Below are 14,232 nucleotides of genomic sequence, written 5' to 3'. Positions count from 1 at the left end.
CGCGCCCGGCACACCGAGAGCACGCACCTGACGCCGCGGGGCCGCCCTCCGGGCAACGACGGGAGTTTGACGACAGGACCTAGCGGTGGCCCAATCCCGGGTGCCGCAGGGCCGAGGAGAGCAGCAGGCCGGCGCCGCGGACCGTGCTGGTGGCCGGATCGTTGACGAGCCGCAGGCGGACGCCGAGGCGGAGGGCGAGGCGGCCGGTCAGGTCGAGGCGGAGGGCTCCGCCGCCGGTGACCAGGATGCCGCGCCGCAGGGCGCCACGGACGGCGCCCGTACCGTCGGACCGCCACAGGTCCATGACCATGTCCGCGGTCGTGTCGACGAGGGCGGCGGTCGAGCCGCCCGCCTCCGGCAGGTCGTCCAGGCCGACCTCGGCCAGGCGGGCGTCCTGCACCCCGCCGTCGACGAGGAGAGTGACCTCCGTGAGCTCCGCGCCGAGGTCGGCCACGAGCAACGGGCCGCCGCCGGCGGGACCCGCGTACGCGACGGTCGCCCGCGCGCTGTCCACCGAGACGACCCGTGCGGGACCGATCCCGGCGACCATCCGCCGTGCCGCCTCACGCTGCTCGGGATCGGCCAGTACCGGATGGCAGAGCATGACCACCGTGCCGTCCAGGGAGTCGCCCAAAGCGTCGGTCGCGACCCTGCGCAGGAAGTGCTGGTGCGGCGTGGCGTCGGTGACGCGCCCCCGCCGGACCGGACCGCTAGGTACGTCCGCCAGAACGCCCGCGCCCGGTGCCCACACCCGGGTGCGGGAGCTGCCGATGTCGAGGGCGAGCCCACGGACGGTGCCCGCCGGTCCCCGCAGCACCTTCTGCGCCGTACCCATTCGCCCACTCCTGCCACAGATCATGAGGTGAACTCGCGGCATCACTATGCAATATCCGGGCCGAGAAAGCCATGGGGCATTGGATCGTAGGCAGCCACCCGGCCACCCGGCCACCCGGCCACCCGGGCAGCCGGCCAGGAAGGCGGGCGGGCAGGCTGTCGGGCGGGCAGGCGGGTAGGGCGGGCGTTCGAGTCGGTGGTCCGGGTGGGTGCCGGGCCGTCAGGCCGTGGTGCCCAGCCAGAGGTCGGGGCCGAAGACCTCGTAGTGCACGTCGGACGCCGCGACTCCGTGGGCGAGCAGGTCGCCGCGGACCGTCCGCATGAAGGGCAGCGGGCCGCAGAGGTAGGCCGTCACACCCTCGGGCAGGTCGAGCGCCGAGACGTCCGCCCGGCCCTGGGCGGCATCCGTCGCGCCCGGCTCCTCGTACCAGAGGTGCAGGGTCCCGTGGGGCAGTGCGTCGACCAGTCGCAGCAGCTCCTCCCGGTGGGCGTGGCCGGCGGGGGAGCGGTCGGCGTGGACGACGGTGACCGGACGGCTCGTGCCGGTCGTGACGAGGTGGTCCAGCATCGCGAGCATGGGGGTCGAACCGATGCCCGCCGAGGCGAGCAGCAGCGGACCGTCACCCTCGGGCAGGACAAGGTCGCCGAACGGGGCCGAGACCGTCACCTGCTCGCCGACGCGGCCGTGGGCGTGCAGCCAGGAGGAGACCTCGCCGGCGGGGTCCCCCTCGACGCGCTTGACGGTGATCCGCCACTCAGGGCGGCCGGGTGCGGCGGAGAGGCTGTACTGGCGGATCTGGCGGGCGCCGTCGGGCAGCGTCACCTGGACGCTCACGTACTGCCCGGGCCGGAACGCCGCCGCCGGCCGCCCGTCCAGGCGGCGCAGCGTGAAGGAGACCGTGTCGGCGGTCTCCTCGCGGCGTCCGGCGATCTCCATCGGCTGCCAGACCGCGCCCTCGGCGACCCCCCGCTCCTGGTAGAGGCGGGCCTCCAGGGCGATCAGGGCGTTGGCCATCAGCCAGTACACCTCGTCCCAGGCGCGGGCGACCTCGGGCGTCACGGCCTCGCCGAGGACGGCGACGATCGCGGCGAAGAGGTGCTCGTGGACCACCTTGTACTGCTCCGAGGTGACTCCCAGCGAGGCGTGCTTGTGCGCGATCCGCGCCAGCATGACGTCGGGCCGGGTGTCGGGGCTCGCCAGGAGGGCTCCGGCGAAGGCGGCTATGGAGCCGGCGAGCGCCTTCCGCTGGTCGCCGGTGGCCTGGTTCCCGCGGTTGAAGAGGTCACGCAGCAGTTCGGGACGGGCTGCGAACAGCCCCGCGTAGAAGCGCTCGGTGATCTCGTCGAGCGCTCCGCCGACGGCGGGGAGGGTGGCGCGGACGACCGGGGCGGCCTGCTCGGACAGCATGACGACTCCAAAACTGGTAGATGATCTACGTATTTAATCGGGCGCGGAGCCGCGCGCGGAGCGCGGAGCGCAGGCTGAGGGCGAGTGGGGGTGATTCAGTCGGCGGGGCGTCCGGCGGACAGGGCGACCAGCACCGGTCCGGTGGGGGACTCGATGAGATCCGCGATGGTCAGCGGATCGAGGGTGCGGTAGAAGGCCTCCTGCGCCTCGCGCAGGGCGCTGCGCAGGCGGCAGGCCGTCCGCAGCGGGCATGGAGGGTCGCCGTCGCAGGCCACGACTTCGTCGTCGCCCTCCAGGGTGCGAGCCAGCCAGCCTACCGAGGACCGTCGGCCGAGCTCGGTGAGGGCGAGGCCGCCGCCCCGGCCGCGTCGCGCCTCCACGACTCCCAGGTGCTGCAGTCGCGTGACCACTTTCGCCATGTGGGCGTGAGGCACGGCCATGGACTCCGCCACCTCGCGCGTGGTGGGGTAGGCGTCCTGCTCGGAGACCGCCAGGCGCATCACGGCACGGAGCGCCAGGTCGGTGAATTTCGTCAACCGCACGGCATGACCGTATCAAAGGCGCATCTGGAATACGTATTTAGGGTGGTTCCAGGGCCGAGAGTCAGAAACAGGGAGGAGTGCAGGCTCGGTCGCGGCGCTGCCGCTGGTGCGACGCGCCACCCTCCTCGTGCGGCCGACCCGGCTCCGTGGTCGCCTCCCGCGGCAGCCGCCTCGACAGCGGCACCAGCAGCAGGGGGCGGACGGGCCGGGCCGGCATCCTCTCGCCGTCGGGGTGCCGGGTCAGGACAGGACCTTGGCCTTCGCCCTCTGGAACTCCTCGTCCGTGATGGCTCCCTTGTTCTTCAGCTCCGCGAGCCGTGCCAGTTCGTCCGCACTGCCGCCCTTGCCGCCCGCCGACGTGCCCGTCGTCCTGCGGATGTAGTCCTGGAACGCCGCCTCGGACTCCTTGGCCTGCTTGACGTCGCGCTGGGACATGCCCTTGCCGCGGGCGATGACGTAGACGAGCACGCCGAGGAAGGGCAGCAGGATGCAGAAGATCAGCCAGCCCGCCTTGCCCCAGCCGCTCATCTCGTCGTCGCGGAAGATGTCCGTCACGATCTTGAAGAGCAGGAAGAGCCACATGATCCAGAGGAAGAACCAGAGCATGGTCCAGAAGAGGTCGAGCAGGGGATAGTCGTCCATGCCTGTACTCCGTTTCCCGCAGGGGCCTGTGCTTGCCTCGCGTACCAGCGAGTGTCGCCGACCCTCCGCGGGCCCGCATGTCGTGATCGGGCCGGGGGCGCGGCTCGGCACGGGCCGACTTCGGGCAGGCGATGCCGGGTGCGGTCGCGACCGGATCGAGGCGCCGGGGCGGCGAGTGGCCGCCCGCGCCGACTGCACCGGGCGGCGCGGGAACTGCCGAACGGCTCACCGGTCGTCACGAAGCCGGCCGGCGGGGAACCGGGTGCTGTGAACGGGTGGAGGTACGAGGAGTGCGGGGAGGCCGTCGTCGGCCTCCTCCCCGCGGCAGCCTTCGGTCAGTGTCCGTGCGACCGCAGCGCCGCGAGGGCCCGGTCCGCGTGGGCGCTCATCCGCAGTTCGCTGCGGACGACCTCCAGGACCCGGCGGTCCTCGTCGATGACGAAGGTGACGCGCTTCGTGGGGGCCAGCGAGAAGCCGCGCTTGAGCCCGAAGCGGTCGCGGATCTCGCCCGAAGGGTCGGAGAGCAGCGGATAGCCCAGCGAGTGCCGGTCGGCGAACTCCTGCTGGCGCGCCACCTCGTCCGTGCTGATGCCGACGGGCCGGGCGCCGACGGCCCGGAACTCCTCCGCGAGGTCGCGGAAGTGGCAGGCTTCCGCCGTGCAGCCCGGGGTGAGCGCGGCCGGATAGAAGAACAGGACGACGGGGCCCTCGGCCAGCAGCCCGGAGAGCGAGCGGGGTTCGCCCGTCTCGTCCGGAAGGGTGAAGTCCTCGACGATGTCACCGACGTTCATGCGGACGGAGGCTACCCCACGGGGCTACCCGGCGGTAGGCGGGGGTCACCAGTCGCGCATGGCCCCGAGCAGCCGGTCGTGGACGAGCGTCACATGCGGGTTGTCCGGGGTCCCCGGACGCCGGACCAGATAGGCGGTGTTGATGGGCGGGTCCTCGGGTTCGAGGAGGGCCACGAGCGCGCCCGACGCGAGTTCCGCCCGGCACAGATAGGCCGGCAGCACACCCAGGCCCGCGCCCGCGGTGACGGCCGCGAGCACGCCCCTCAGGTCGGGTACGGTCACCGCGGCCTCACCGGTGAGCCGGCGCCCGAAGACGTGCCGCCAATAGCGCCGGGCGATCGGCAGGTCCTCGGCGTACATCACCATGGGAACGCCGCGCAGTGCGCCGGGTCCGTCCGTGGCCAGCGCCTCGCGGTCGATCCGCCGTGCCCAGTCCGGTGAGGCGACCAGGACGAACTCCTCGTCGGAGAGCGGCACCGAGAGGAGTGCCCGGCCACGCGGTCGGTAGGTCGCCACGACCAGATCGTGATGCCCGGCCCGCAGACCGTCGAGCAGTTCGTCGGTGAGCCCCAGCGTGATCTGCAGCCGGACTCCCTCACCGATCAGCGGCGCGAGGGCGGGCAACGCGCTCACGGAGAGGAACTCGGCGGGCCCGGCCAGGTGGACGGGCTGCGGTGCCGGCCGGGCGCCGCCCAGGCCCTGGTCCGCGACGGCGGCCAGTTCGTCGATCGGCCCCGCGACCTGCGCGGCGAGCTCGTCGGCATACGGTGTCGGCGCCGTGCCGCGCGGCCCGCGCGCGAACAGCTCCCGGTGGAGGCGCCGTTCGAGTGTCCGGATCTGCGAGGTCACCGTGGGCTGCGACAGGCTCAGGAGCCGCGCCGCGGCCGTGAACGAGCCGGTGCGGTGCACGGCCAGGAAGGTCCGCAGGAGCGACAGGTCGAGCGGACCGCGTCCGGGCGCCGCCGCCGGGCGGAGCTCCGCGTCCTCCGGCGGAGTGTCTCCGGGCCGCTCCGTCCCATTCCGCTCCCTATGGCTCATGCCGCTCAGCATAGGCAGACCGATGGGTGCCCCTACCCGTGGCCGACCTCCTGCCGGGTCTCCCGCTCGGCGAGGATCCCGAGCACCCGCTCGCCCCAGAGGACGTTTTCCTGCTCGAAGGCCATGCCGCGCATCAGCGTCAGATACGGCCCCACGCGCGGGGTCTCGCGCAGGAAGGAGGTCTCGTCCCGCCCGTCGAGGAGTCGCTCCCGCAGGCGTTCGTAGCGCGCGAGCTTCGCCCGGGCCGCCTCCATCCGCTCCCGTACGTGGGCCCGCACCGCCGCCATGTCGCCCTCGTCGCACGCCTGGACCTGGACCATCAGCTCGTCGCGGACGGCCGTCGGCTTCGGCTGGTGCGCCGTGTACGCCACGAGGTCCGCCATGCCCGACTCGGTGAGGGTGAACATGCGCTTGTTCGGGCGGCGTTCCTGCTGCACCACCCGCGCCGCGATCAGACCGGCCTCGGAGAGCTTGTCGAGCTCCCGGTAGAGCTGCTGCGGCGTGGCCGCCCAGAAGTTGGCCACGGACACGTCGAAGAGCTTGGCCAGGTCGTACCCCGACGCCTCCCCCTCCAGGAGAGCCGCCAGGACCGCGTGCTTGAGAGACATCCGGACAAACTAGCACCCAGTTGAATAGTTTCCTCCACACCTATTCATCCGCGAAAGGCCTGGTGAGGGGCGGCGTCCAGGCCGCGTGCCGCACGATCGCCCGGACCGCGACGCCCGACGGCGCCAGCCGGAGGAGCGAGTTGCGCAGGGCGACCGCGACCGGGTGGCTCACCTGCTGGCCCATCCGCCCGGCCCGCCGCGCCGCCGTGGCGACCGCCGTCGTCCGGGGCCGCCGTTCGGCGTCGTACCGGGCGAGCGCGGCGTCGACGTCCGCCGCCCCGTCGAGCCGCGCCGCCAGGACGACCGCGTCCTCCAGTGCCTGGCAGGCGCCCTGGCCGAGGTTGGGGGTCATCGCGTGCGCGGCGTCGCCGAGGAGGACCACCCGACCGGCGACGAAGGACGGCAGGGGAGTGGCCAGTTCGGCGACGTCATGATGGAGGACGTCCTCCGGGCGGGTCGCGGCGAGCAGCTCGGGGATCGGGTCGTGCCAGTCGCCGAAGCGGCGGCGCAGCACGTCCAGCGGGTCGGAGTGGCGCACCCCGGCGGGTGCGTTGAGCACCGCGTGCCACTCGGCCCGCCCGTCCGGGAACGCGATGTGCCCGAACTCGGCCCCGCGACCCCAGGTGAGCTCGAAGTCGGTGCGCAGGTCCACCGGGCGGGCCGTGACGGCCCGCAGCACGGTCGACCCGCTGTGCACCGGACCCGGGTGGGAGGGGTGGAGGGCCGTACGCAGACGGCTGCCGATCCCGTCGGCGGCGACGACCAGATCCGCCGCCAGCGGCTCGCCCTCCGGCCCGGTGTCCACCCGCACCCGGCCGCGGCGGAGCGGGGTCGCGGCCGTGACCGTCACGCCCGGGCGCAGGGCCTCCGGCGGAAGCGCGGCGCGGAGCAGCCGGTGGAGCGCGGAGCGCGGGATGCCCAGCAGGGGGGAGCCGACGGCGCGTTCGAGCGCGGCGCCGTCCATCCGGGTCAGCCAGGAGCCGCCCGGGGTGCGGGTGCCGCCGGTGTACTGGCCGCGTCCGGCGGCTCGTACGGCCGCCCCGACGCCGAGCGCGTCGAGGGAGCGGAGGCCGTTGGCGGCGAGGGAGATCCCGGCTCCCGCGTCGGCGTGGACGGGCGAGCGGTCGACGACCGTCACCTCCCAGCCGACGCGCCGTAGTCCGACGGCGGCGGCGAGTCCGCCGATCCCGGCGCCGACGACGACAGCGGTGTGCCCCATGGTCCCGTACCCCTCTCCCGCACGCTTCTACACCTGTAGAAGTGTAGCTCCGGCCTCTACAGGTGTAGAAAGAGGGGGTGACGCCTCCTGATCCCCACGCCTCGACCCGCCGGACCCTGCTCGCCGACGCCGCGCTCGGCGTCCTCGCCGACGCCGGCATGCGCGGGCTCACCCACCGCGCCGTCGACGCCGCCGCCGGTCTGCCGACCGGGACCACCTCCGCGTACTTCCGGACGCGTTCGGCGCTGCTCACCGCGCTGGTCCGGCGACTGGTGGAGCTGGACCAGGCGGAGCTCGGGAGGGCCGCCGCGCAGGCGTCGGCCCTCCGGACGCCCGCCGACCTCGTCGACGGCCTCGCCGCGCTCGTCGCCGCCCGGACCGGCGGAGCGGGGCGGCGCCGTTCGCTCGCCCGCTACGCCTGCGTCCTGGAGAGCGTGCGAGACCCCGAACTGCGGGACATCCTGGTGCCGAGGGAGAACCCGGGGCGCGACGCGGTCCGGGCCTTCCTGGCCGGCCGTGGCGTCGCGGATCCCGAGGCCCGCACGCTCACCCTGCTCGCCTGCGTGGACGGACTGGTCCTGGACCGGGTGGTCGCCGGAGAGGAGGCGGTGGTCCGGGGGACCGAGCAGATCGAGGGTCTCGTGGCCGCGGCCCTCCGGCCGTGACCGCGCGGACGCGTGCCTGTCCGCCGGCCCGATGGCAGCAAGGGAGCGAGCTCCGATGGACGGCAAGGGAAGCATGGACCACGACGCGTTCGTCTACACGACGTACATCCGCACCACCCCCGACGAGCTGTGGAAGGCGCTGACCGACCCCGGTCTCACCCGCCGCTACTGGGGCGTGACCTTCGAGACCGACTGGGCCGTCGGCTCGCCCATGGTGTGGGAGGAGGGCGGGCGGACCACCGCGGACCCCGCTCAGGTCGTCCTCGCCGCCGAACCCGGCAGGCTCCTGTCGTACACCTGGCACACCTTCACCACCGAGTGGGCCGAGGCCGTCGGCATCGGTGAAGAGGTCTTCGCCCGTCTCGTCGGGGAGGGGCGCTCCAAGGTCAGCTTCGTCATCGAGCCGGCCGGTGACATGGTGAAACTCACCGTCGTCCACGACGACCTGGTGCCCGGCGGCACCATCCGTGGCCTGGTCGGCGAGGGCTGGCCGGCGCTCGTGTCCAGTCTGAAGTCGCTCCTGGAGACCGGTGAGGAGCTGCCCGAGGTCCCGCGCTGACCGCCGCCGCCCCCGCCGGTACCGTTGCGGACGCTGCCCCGGAGGTCCGCACTTCGGCGGGAAATCGCCCCGCCTGTTTGGCTGAAAATCACCCGAAGAGGTGAACGTCGGCCGCTAGCGTGCGCGCATGACCGCCACCGTGACCGTACTGACCGCCGGCTACGTCGGACCGCGCACCGCCTCCACCGTCACCCTGCTCCGCGACGGGGGCACGGTGGTGGTCGTCGACCCCGGCACGGTCGCCGACCGTGCCCTCATCCTCGGGCCGCTCGCCGCCACGTCCGTGACGCCCGAACAGGTCACCGACGTGGTCTTCAGTCATCACCACCCGGACCACACGCTGAACGCGGCGCTCTTCCCGAACGCCCGCTACCACGACCACTGGGCGATCTACCAGGACGACCTGTGGACCGACCGCCCGGCCGACGGCTTCGCGCTCTCCCCGTCGATCCGGCTCGCCGCCACACCGGGGCACACGCCCGAGGACATCAGCACCCTCGTGGACACCGCCGACGGCCTGGTCGTGCTCACCCACCTCTGGTGGTCCGCCGACGGTCCCGCCGAGGACCCGTACGCCACCGATCCCGAGGCCCTGCACGCCTCGCGCCGGGCGGTCCTCGCCCTCGGCCCCGCCCTCGTCGTACCCGGTCACGGAGCGCCCTTCGCCCCCACGCCGGAAACGCCCCGCTGAGCGCCACCGCCTCGCCCGCCTCTGCCGCCCCCGCGCCTCGCCCGCTCTGTCGCCCCCCCCCGCACGTCCCCGTTCCCCGCGCCCGTCCGATTTCCCTCTCCGGTGCGTCCGCCTTCCCCCCCCGGACCCCTCGCGTTGGTGCTTTCGAGTCTTCTCGCGAGCCTCTCGCCCGCCACGCCCGGTCGGTTGATCATCTTTCCTGCTCGTCGTCCCTTTTGATGGCAAGGGTCAGCCCAGGGTCAGCACCGGCGAGAAGGGGTGGGTGTCCGAAGTGTCGTCACGCAGGAACATCATGGGGTGGAGCGCCCTGTCCGTCGCCGCGGGAGCGGCGCTCGCCCTCAACGCGGCCCAGCCGTCGGCCGTCCACGCGCGCACCACCCCGGTCCCGACCATGCTCGTCTCCGTCGACGCCTGTCCGGTCGAAGACGCGCTCTGCACCGCGCGCCGCCGCAACCTCGTCCTCGACGGCCGGACGCTCGACCTCGACACCCGGACCGCGACGGGCCCCCTCGACCTCGTCCTGCGCACCTCGGGCCGGCTCACCGACGTCACCGTCACCGACCACAAGGGGCACCGGGCCGCCGGCACCGTGAGCGCCGACGGCAACCGCTGGACCAGTGTCGCGCCGCTCGCCGCCGACGCCCGGTACACGGTCCTGATGTCCGTCGAGCGCACCGACGGCCGGGGGCCGGCGCACCGGCGCGCCCGGCTCGACGTGCGTACCCAGGCCGGGCCCGCGAGTGAGCGGCTCACCGCCGCATTCGGCCCCGGCGGCGGCACGTACGGTGTCGGCCAGCCGCTCACCGCCGAGCTCAGTCACCCCGTGGCCGCCACCGACCGGGCTGGACGCCGCGCCGTCGAACGCGCCCTCCCCGTCAGCTCCGAACCCCATGTCGACGGCTCCTGGCACTGGGTCGGGCCCACCACCCTGCACTACCGCCCGCGCCACTACTGGCCCGCGCACGCCACCATCCGCGTCCGCAGCGCCCTCGACCGCGTCCGCGTCACCGACCGGCTCTACGGCGGTCCCTCCGCACCGCTGACCCTCACCACCGGCGACCGGATCGAGGCCGTCACCGACGTCGGGGCGCACACCATGACCGTGCTCCGCGACGGGCAGGTCGTGCGCACCATCCCGGTGACCACCGGCAAGGAGGGCTACCGCACGCGCGGGGGCATCAAGGTCGTCCTGGGCAAGGAGGCCACCGTCCGGATGCGCGGCGACTCCATCGGCATCGCGCGGGGCAACGAGGACTTCTTCGACCTGAAGGTCCAGTGGGCCACCCGGGTGACCTGGAGCGGGGAGTACCTGCACGCCGCCCCCTGGTCGCTCGACGCGCAGGGCAGCGAGGACGTCAGCCACGGCTGCACCGGCATGAGCACCGAGGACGCCGCGTGGCTCTTCCGCACGCTCCGCGAGGGCGACGTCGTCCGCGTGGTCAACGGATCCGGCCGGCAGATGACGCCCTTCGACAACGGCTACGGCGACTGGAACCTCAGCTGGTCCGAGTGGCGCCGCGGCAGCGCGTTCGGCCCCGCCGCCGCCGGGATCGCCGCCGCCGGAGCCCTGCTGCCCGCCCTCTGACCGCACGAGGAGCCGCGGGGCAGCCGGTCGGCCAGCGGCCCCACGGCCCGAGACACCCTCGACCCTCGACCCTCGACCCTCGCCCGACGCCCGACGCCCGACGCCCGACGCCCGACGCCCGACGCCCGACGCCCGACGCCCGACGCCCGACGCCCGACGCCCGACGCCCGACGCCCGACGGCCAACGCCCAACGCCCAACGCTCGACGCCCGCCGGCCCGGCCGGCCGGCAGGCGACCCGACGACCCGACGACCCGATCGTCCGACGCCGCCCGACCCGACCGCCCGACACCGCCCCGCCCGACGACACCCCGAGGAGTCATGATGACGGAGATCACCAAGGTCGAACTCGCCGGAGGCGTGATCTACGTGGAGGCGCAGCCGCTCGGCCCCGTCGGGCAGGAACCGACGGAACTGGAGGGGCGCGGCGGCCGGCTGCCCGATCTGTCGGAGGTCACCGGCGCCCTGTCCTCCTTCGCCGCGCAGCTGGGCGAAGCGCTGCACCGGGCCGCTCCCGAGCGCGTGACGGTGGAGTTCGGGTGCCAGCTCGGCATCGACAGCGGCGCGCTCACCGCGCTGATCGTCCAGGGCAGTACGAGCGCCAACTTCAGGGTCACCCTGGAGTGGGTCAACAAGCGCGTCTGAGGTGTCTCAGACCCGTCCGCCGCCCGCCGTGTCCGAGGACAGCCGCTGGGCCGCGTAGATCGGGAGCACGGACAGCAGCACGAGCAGGGCGGCCACCACGTTGACGACCGGCGCCTGCTGAGGCCGGGTCATGTTGTCGAAGATCCACAACGGCAGGGTCTGCACCCCGGGTCCGGCGGTGAACGTCGTCACCACGACCTCGTCGAAGGAGAGCGCGAAGGCGAGCAGCCCGCCCGCCAGCAAGGCCGAGCGCAGCAGCGGGAAGGTGACGTCCCAGAAGGTACGGAAGGTGTGCGCGCCCAGGTCCATCGCCGCCTCCTCGTACGAGCCGGGCAGCCGGCGCAGCCGTGCGACCACGTTGTTGAAGACGACCACGATGCAGAAGGTCGCATGGCCCACGATCACCGTGAAGAGGCCGAGACCCACCCCGAGCGGTTCGAGGACCGTGCCGAAGGCCGAGTTGAGCGCGATCCCGGTGACGATGCCGGGCAGGGCGATCGGCAGCACCACCGCGAACGACACGGCCTCGCGCCCGAAGAAGGTGTGCCGCTGCACCGCGAAGGCGATGAGCGTGCCGAGCACGAGGGCGACGGCCGTGGCCGCGAGGCCCGCGCGCACCGAGGTCCACAGGGCCTCGCGCGCGCCCTCGTTGTCCCAGGCGGCGGCCCACCACCTCAGGGTGAGTCCGGGCGGCGGCCAGCTCGCCGAGCGGTCCGGGTTGAGCGAGCCGATCAGGACGAGCAGCAGCGGCAGATAGATCACCGCGAAGCCGAGCCCGGCCGCGGTGCGCAGCGCGATCCGGGCGGGGCGGGAGAGGTTCATCGGGGGCGGTCCTTCCGGCCTTGGTGGAGGGGTGACTCCCGGTCACAGGCTGCGCAGCGCCCCGGTGCGGCGCACCGCGAGCAGATAGAGCACGATGACGGCCACCGGCACGGTGCCGAGCGCGGCGGCGAGCGGCAGGTTGAGGGTGACGTTGGAGTAGACGAGGTTGCCGATCAGCTGGGTCTTGCCGCCGACGATCTGCACGGTGATGTAGTCGCCGAGGCTGAGCGAGAAGGTGAACACCGACCCGGCGGCGACCGCCGGACGGACCAGCGGCAGCACCACCGAGACGAAGGTCCGCCCGGCACGTGCCCCGAGGTCGGCCGAGGCGTGCAGCAGGTTGTCGGGGAGCTGTTCGAGCGCCGTGTGGATCGGCAGGATCATGTAGGGCAGCCAGAGGTACGTCAGGACCATGACGGTGGCGGTCAGTCCGTACCCCGGGCCGCCGAGGCCCAGCGGCTTCAGCGCCCAGTCGAGCGGGCCGTCCTCGGAGAGGATCAGCCGCCAGGCGTAGACCTTGACGAGGTAGCTCGCCCAGAGCGGGGTGAGGATCGCGACCACGAGCAGCGGGCGGCGGCGCGGGCTCGCGACCCGGGCGGTGTAGAAGGCGAGCGGGAAGGCGATGACGGCGCACAGGACGGTGACGGTGAGGGCGACGCCGACCGTGCGCAGGGCGACCGTGCGGTAGACCGGGGAGCTGACGAGCTCCTGGAAGTTCTGTCCCGACCAGACCCGCACCACCTCGGAGGTGAAGGAGTCGGTCGTCCAGAAGGAGGACAGGAACAGGGCGGCCAGCGAGCCCAGGTAGGCGAGCACCAGCCACAGCAGCGGGGCGGTGAGCAGCGCGGCGAGGCGGATCCGCGGGCGCCGGTGCAGGGCCCCGGCGAGCCGCCGGAGCGGACCGGTGACCCGGTCGGCGCCGACGGCCCGCGTGACGGGGGTGAGCGAGGTCATGCGCCGGTCAGCCCTTGATCTCGTTCCAGGCCTGCACCCACTTGGCGTACGGGACGCAGCGGGCGTCCGTGCGGCCGTCGAGGCACTGCTCGATGGGCGTGGTCCAGAAGTGGACGTTCTTCCAGTAGGCCTCGTCGGTGGCGTGGAAGGTGGTGCAGTGGGTCTTGTCGGAGGTCTCGGCGCAGGACTTGGCGTTGGCCGGGGCCTCGCCGAAGTACTCGGCGACCTGGGCGTTGGCCTTCGGGGACACGATCCAGTCGAGCCACTTGTAGGCGCAGGTCGGGTGCTTGGCCCTGGCGGAGACCATCCAGGTGTCGGACCAGCCGGTGGAGCCCTCCTTCGGGAGCACCGCCTCGACCTGGGCGCCCTCGGACTTGGCCAGGTTGGCGATGACCTGCCAACTGGTGCCGACGACGGAGTCGCCGCTCTTGAAGGCGGAGATCTCCTTGAGGTAGTCGCTCCAGTACTCGCCGACGTGCTTGTTCTGCGCCTTCAGGAGCTCGACGGAGGCGTCGAACTGCTTCTGGTCGAGGGCGTAGGGGTTCTTGATGCCGAGCTCCGGCCGGGTCGCCTTGAGATAGAGAGCGGCGTCGGCGAGGTAGATGGGGGAGTCGTACGCGGTGACCTTGCCGCTGTGCGCGGAGGCCTTGTCGAAGACCGCGGACCACGAGTCGGGGGCGGGGGTGACCTTCGTCGTGTCGTACATGAGGAGGTTGGCGCCGCGGCCGTGCGGGATGCCGTAGGGGACGCCCTTGACGGAGTTCCAGTCCTTGTTCTTCAGCCCGGCGAAGACGTCGGCGTAGTGGGGGACGAGCGCGGTGTTGACCGGGGCGGCGTCGCCCGAGGCGATCAGGCGCAGCGAGGCGTCGCCCGAGGCGGAGACGGCGTCGTACTCGCCGGTCTTCATCAGGGCGACCATCTCGTCGGACGTGGCGGCGGTCTTGGCGTTGACCTGGCAGCCGGTCTGCTTCTCGAAGCCGGTCACCCAGTCGACCTTCGGGTCGTTGGAGCCGTCCTCGACGTAGCCGGCCCAGGCGATGAGGTTGACCTGTCCCTCGGCGGGGCCGAGGGAGGTGGGCGCCTTGAGGTCCGGCGGGTTGAGGCCGCCGGACTTGCCGGTCCCGGCCGGGTCGGCCGAGCCGCAGGCGGTGACGAGCAGCAGACCGGAGACGGCGGCGGCCGTCAGGAGCGAGCGGTGCAGGCGCACGGGGGTTCTCCGTTGCGTGAGGG

General features: G+C 73.1%; 16 protein-coding genes. 5 read left to right on the top strand and 11 right to left on the bottom strand.

Going from position 1 to position 14,232, the window contains the following annotated elements; genetic code table 11:
• Positions 1 to 79 precede the first annotated feature (79 nt).
• From ACIRQF_RS02675 to ACIRQF_RS02640, 8 genes are all read right to left on the bottom strand, one after another.
• Entirely contained in the window at positions 80 to 835 is a 756-nt protein-coding gene (locus tag ACIRQF_RS02675; RefSeq protein WP_404088213.1) for a rod shape-determining protein MreC, read from the bottom strand.
• Positions 836 to 1,054: 219 nt separating this feature from the next.
• Positions 1,055 to 2,242, bottom strand: coding sequence for a globin domain-containing protein (locus ACIRQF_RS02670; RefSeq protein ID WP_404088211.1), 1,188 nt, complete (start codon positions 2,240 to 2,242; stop codon positions 1,055 to 1,057).
• Positions 2,243 to 2,337: 95 nt separating this feature from the next.
• Positions 2,338 to 2,784 (bottom strand): RrF2 family transcriptional regulator, encoded by a 447-nt coding sequence (locus ACIRQF_RS02665; protein ID WP_404088209.1) that lies wholly within the window; start codon positions 2,782 to 2,784, stop codon positions 2,338 to 2,340.
• A gap of 240 nt (positions 2,785 to 3,024) precedes the next feature.
• Positions 3,025 to 3,426, bottom strand: a complete 402-nt coding sequence (locus ACIRQF_RS02660) for an SHOCT domain-containing protein (protein ID WP_382479597.1) — start codon at positions 3,424 to 3,426, stop codon at positions 3,025 to 3,027.
• A 335-nt stretch (positions 3,427 to 3,761) separates the two neighbouring features.
• Positions 3,762 to 4,217, bottom strand: coding sequence for a peroxiredoxin (locus ACIRQF_RS02655; protein ID WP_404088207.1), 456 nt, complete (start codon positions 4,215 to 4,217; stop codon positions 3,762 to 3,764).
• Between the two features lie 45 nt (positions 4,218 to 4,262).
• Positions 4,263 to 5,255, bottom strand: a complete 993-nt coding sequence (locus ACIRQF_RS02650; RefSeq protein WP_404088205.1) for a LysR family transcriptional regulator — start codon at positions 5,253 to 5,255, stop codon at positions 4,263 to 4,265.
• A gap of 32 nt (positions 5,256 to 5,287) precedes the next feature.
• Positions 5,288 to 5,863 (bottom strand): PadR family transcriptional regulator, encoded by a 576-nt coding sequence (locus ACIRQF_RS02645; RefSeq protein ID WP_404088203.1) that lies wholly within the window; start codon positions 5,861 to 5,863, stop codon positions 5,288 to 5,290.
• A gap of 40 nt (positions 5,864 to 5,903) precedes the next feature.
• Positions 5,904 to 7,082, bottom strand: a complete 1,179-nt coding sequence (locus ACIRQF_RS02640) for an FAD-dependent monooxygenase (protein WP_404088201.1) — start codon at positions 7,080 to 7,082, stop codon at positions 5,904 to 5,906.
• A 158-nt stretch (positions 7,083 to 7,240) separates the two neighbouring features.
• Here ACIRQF_RS02640 and ACIRQF_RS02635 point away from each other — a divergent pair, with 158 nt between their 5' ends.
• The 5 genes from ACIRQF_RS02635 to ACIRQF_RS02615 all read left to right on the top strand — a co-directional run bounded on the left by ACIRQF_RS02635 (position 7,241) and on the right by ACIRQF_RS02615 (position 11,226).
• Positions 7,241 to 7,747 (top strand): TetR/AcrR family transcriptional regulator, encoded by a 507-nt coding sequence (locus tag ACIRQF_RS02635; RefSeq protein ID WP_404089492.1) that lies wholly within the window; start codon positions 7,241 to 7,243, stop codon positions 7,745 to 7,747.
• Positions 7,748 to 7,802: 55 nt separating this feature from the next.
• On the top strand, positions 7,803 to 8,306 hold the full coding sequence (locus ACIRQF_RS02630; RefSeq protein ID WP_376628050.1) for an SRPBCC family protein: 504 nt from the start codon (positions 7,803 to 7,805) through the stop codon (positions 8,304 to 8,306).
• 127 nt (positions 8,307 to 8,433) lie between these two features.
• Positions 8,434 to 8,997 (top strand): MBL fold metallo-hydrolase, encoded by a 564-nt coding sequence (locus ACIRQF_RS02625; protein WP_404088199.1) that lies wholly within the window; start codon positions 8,434 to 8,436, stop codon positions 8,995 to 8,997.
• 262 nt (positions 8,998 to 9,259) lie between these two features.
• Complete coding sequence (locus tag ACIRQF_RS02620) at positions 9,260 to 10,582, top strand: Ig-like domain-containing protein (protein ID WP_404088197.1); 1,323 nt, start codon at positions 9,260 to 9,262, stop codon at positions 10,580 to 10,582.
• A 320-nt stretch (positions 10,583 to 10,902) separates the two neighbouring features.
• Complete coding sequence (locus ACIRQF_RS02615; RefSeq protein ID WP_404088195.1) at positions 10,903 to 11,226, top strand: CU044_2847 family protein; 324 nt, start codon at positions 10,903 to 10,905, stop codon at positions 11,224 to 11,226.
• Between the two features lie 6 nt (positions 11,227 to 11,232).
• Here the strand turns inward: ACIRQF_RS02615 and ACIRQF_RS02610 are convergent, their stop codons facing one another.
• The 3 genes from ACIRQF_RS02610 to ACIRQF_RS02600 are packed head-to-tail and all read right to left on the bottom strand — an operon-like array spanning position 11,233 to position 14,209.
• Positions 11,233 to 12,048 (bottom strand): ABC transporter permease, encoded by an 816-nt coding sequence (locus tag ACIRQF_RS02610; protein WP_404088193.1) that lies wholly within the window; start codon positions 12,046 to 12,048, stop codon positions 11,233 to 11,235.
• 42 nt (positions 12,049 to 12,090) lie between these two features.
• Complete coding sequence (locus ACIRQF_RS02605; RefSeq protein ID WP_382479585.1) at positions 12,091 to 13,002, bottom strand: ABC transporter permease; 912 nt, start codon at positions 13,000 to 13,002, stop codon at positions 12,091 to 12,093.
• 7 nt (positions 13,003 to 13,009) lie between these two features.
• Entirely contained in the window at positions 13,010 to 14,209 is a 1,200-nt protein-coding gene (locus ACIRQF_RS02600) for an ABC transporter substrate-binding protein (RefSeq protein WP_404088191.1), read from the bottom strand.
• Between the last annotated feature and the right edge of the window lie 23 nt (positions 14,210 to 14,232).

Origin of the sequence: Streptomyces sp. NPDC101191, from assembly GCF_044767915.1 — a bacterium.
GTDB lineage: Bacteria > Actinomycetota > Actinomycetes > Streptomycetales > Streptomycetaceae > Streptomyces.
Note: the sequence above shows the minus strand (reverse complement) of the source record. Positions and strands in the feature narration are given on the sequence as shown.

What these genes read in the sequence shown, in the direction of transcription:
- ACIRQF_RS02675 (WP_404088213.1), bottom strand. Translation starts at nt 835, where the DNA reads ATGGGTACGGCGCAGAAGGTGCTGCGGGGACCGGCGGGCACCGTCCGT.
- ACIRQF_RS02670 (WP_404088211.1), bottom strand. Translation starts at nt 2,242, where the DNA reads ATGCTGTCCGAGCAGGCCGCCCCGGTCGTCCGCGCCACCCTCCCCGCC.
- ACIRQF_RS02660 (WP_382479597.1), bottom strand. Translation starts at nt 3,426, where the DNA reads ATGGACGACTATCCCCTGCTCGACCTCTTCTGGACCATGCTCTGGTTC.
- ACIRQF_RS02655 (WP_404088207.1), bottom strand. Translation starts at nt 4,217, where the DNA reads ATGAACGTCGGTGACATCGTCGAGGACTTCACCCTTCCGGACGAGACG.
- ACIRQF_RS02650 (WP_404088205.1), bottom strand. Translation starts at nt 5,255, where the DNA reads ATGAGCCATAGGGAGCGGAATGGGACGGAGCGGCCCGGAGACACTCCG.
- ACIRQF_RS02645 (WP_404088203.1), bottom strand. Translation starts at nt 5,863, where the DNA reads ATGTCTCTCAAGCACGCGGTCCTGGCGGCTCTCCTGGAGGGGGAGGCG.
- ACIRQF_RS02640 (WP_404088201.1), bottom strand. Translation starts at nt 7,082, where the DNA reads ATGGGGCACACCGCTGTCGTCGTCGGCGCCGGGATCGGCGGACTCGCC.
- ACIRQF_RS02635 (WP_404089492.1), top strand. Translation starts at nt 7,241, where the DNA reads ATGCGCGGGCTCACCCACCGCGCCGTCGACGCCGCCGCCGGTCTGCCG.
- ACIRQF_RS02630 (WP_376628050.1), top strand. Translation starts at nt 7,803, where the DNA reads ATGGACGGCAAGGGAAGCATGGACCACGACGCGTTCGTCTACACGACG.
- ACIRQF_RS02625 (WP_404088199.1), top strand. Translation starts at nt 8,434, where the DNA reads ATGACCGCCACCGTGACCGTACTGACCGCCGGCTACGTCGGACCGCGC.
- ACIRQF_RS02615 (WP_404088195.1), top strand. Translation starts at nt 10,903, where the DNA reads ATGATGACGGAGATCACCAAGGTCGAACTCGCCGGAGGCGTGATCTAC.
- ACIRQF_RS02610 (WP_404088193.1), bottom strand. Translation starts at nt 12,048, where the DNA reads ATGAACCTCTCCCGCCCCGCCCGGATCGCGCTGCGCACCGCGGCCGGG.
- ACIRQF_RS02605 (WP_382479585.1), bottom strand. Translation starts at nt 13,002, where the DNA reads ATGACCTCGCTCACCCCCGTCACGCGGGCCGTCGGCGCCGACCGGGTC.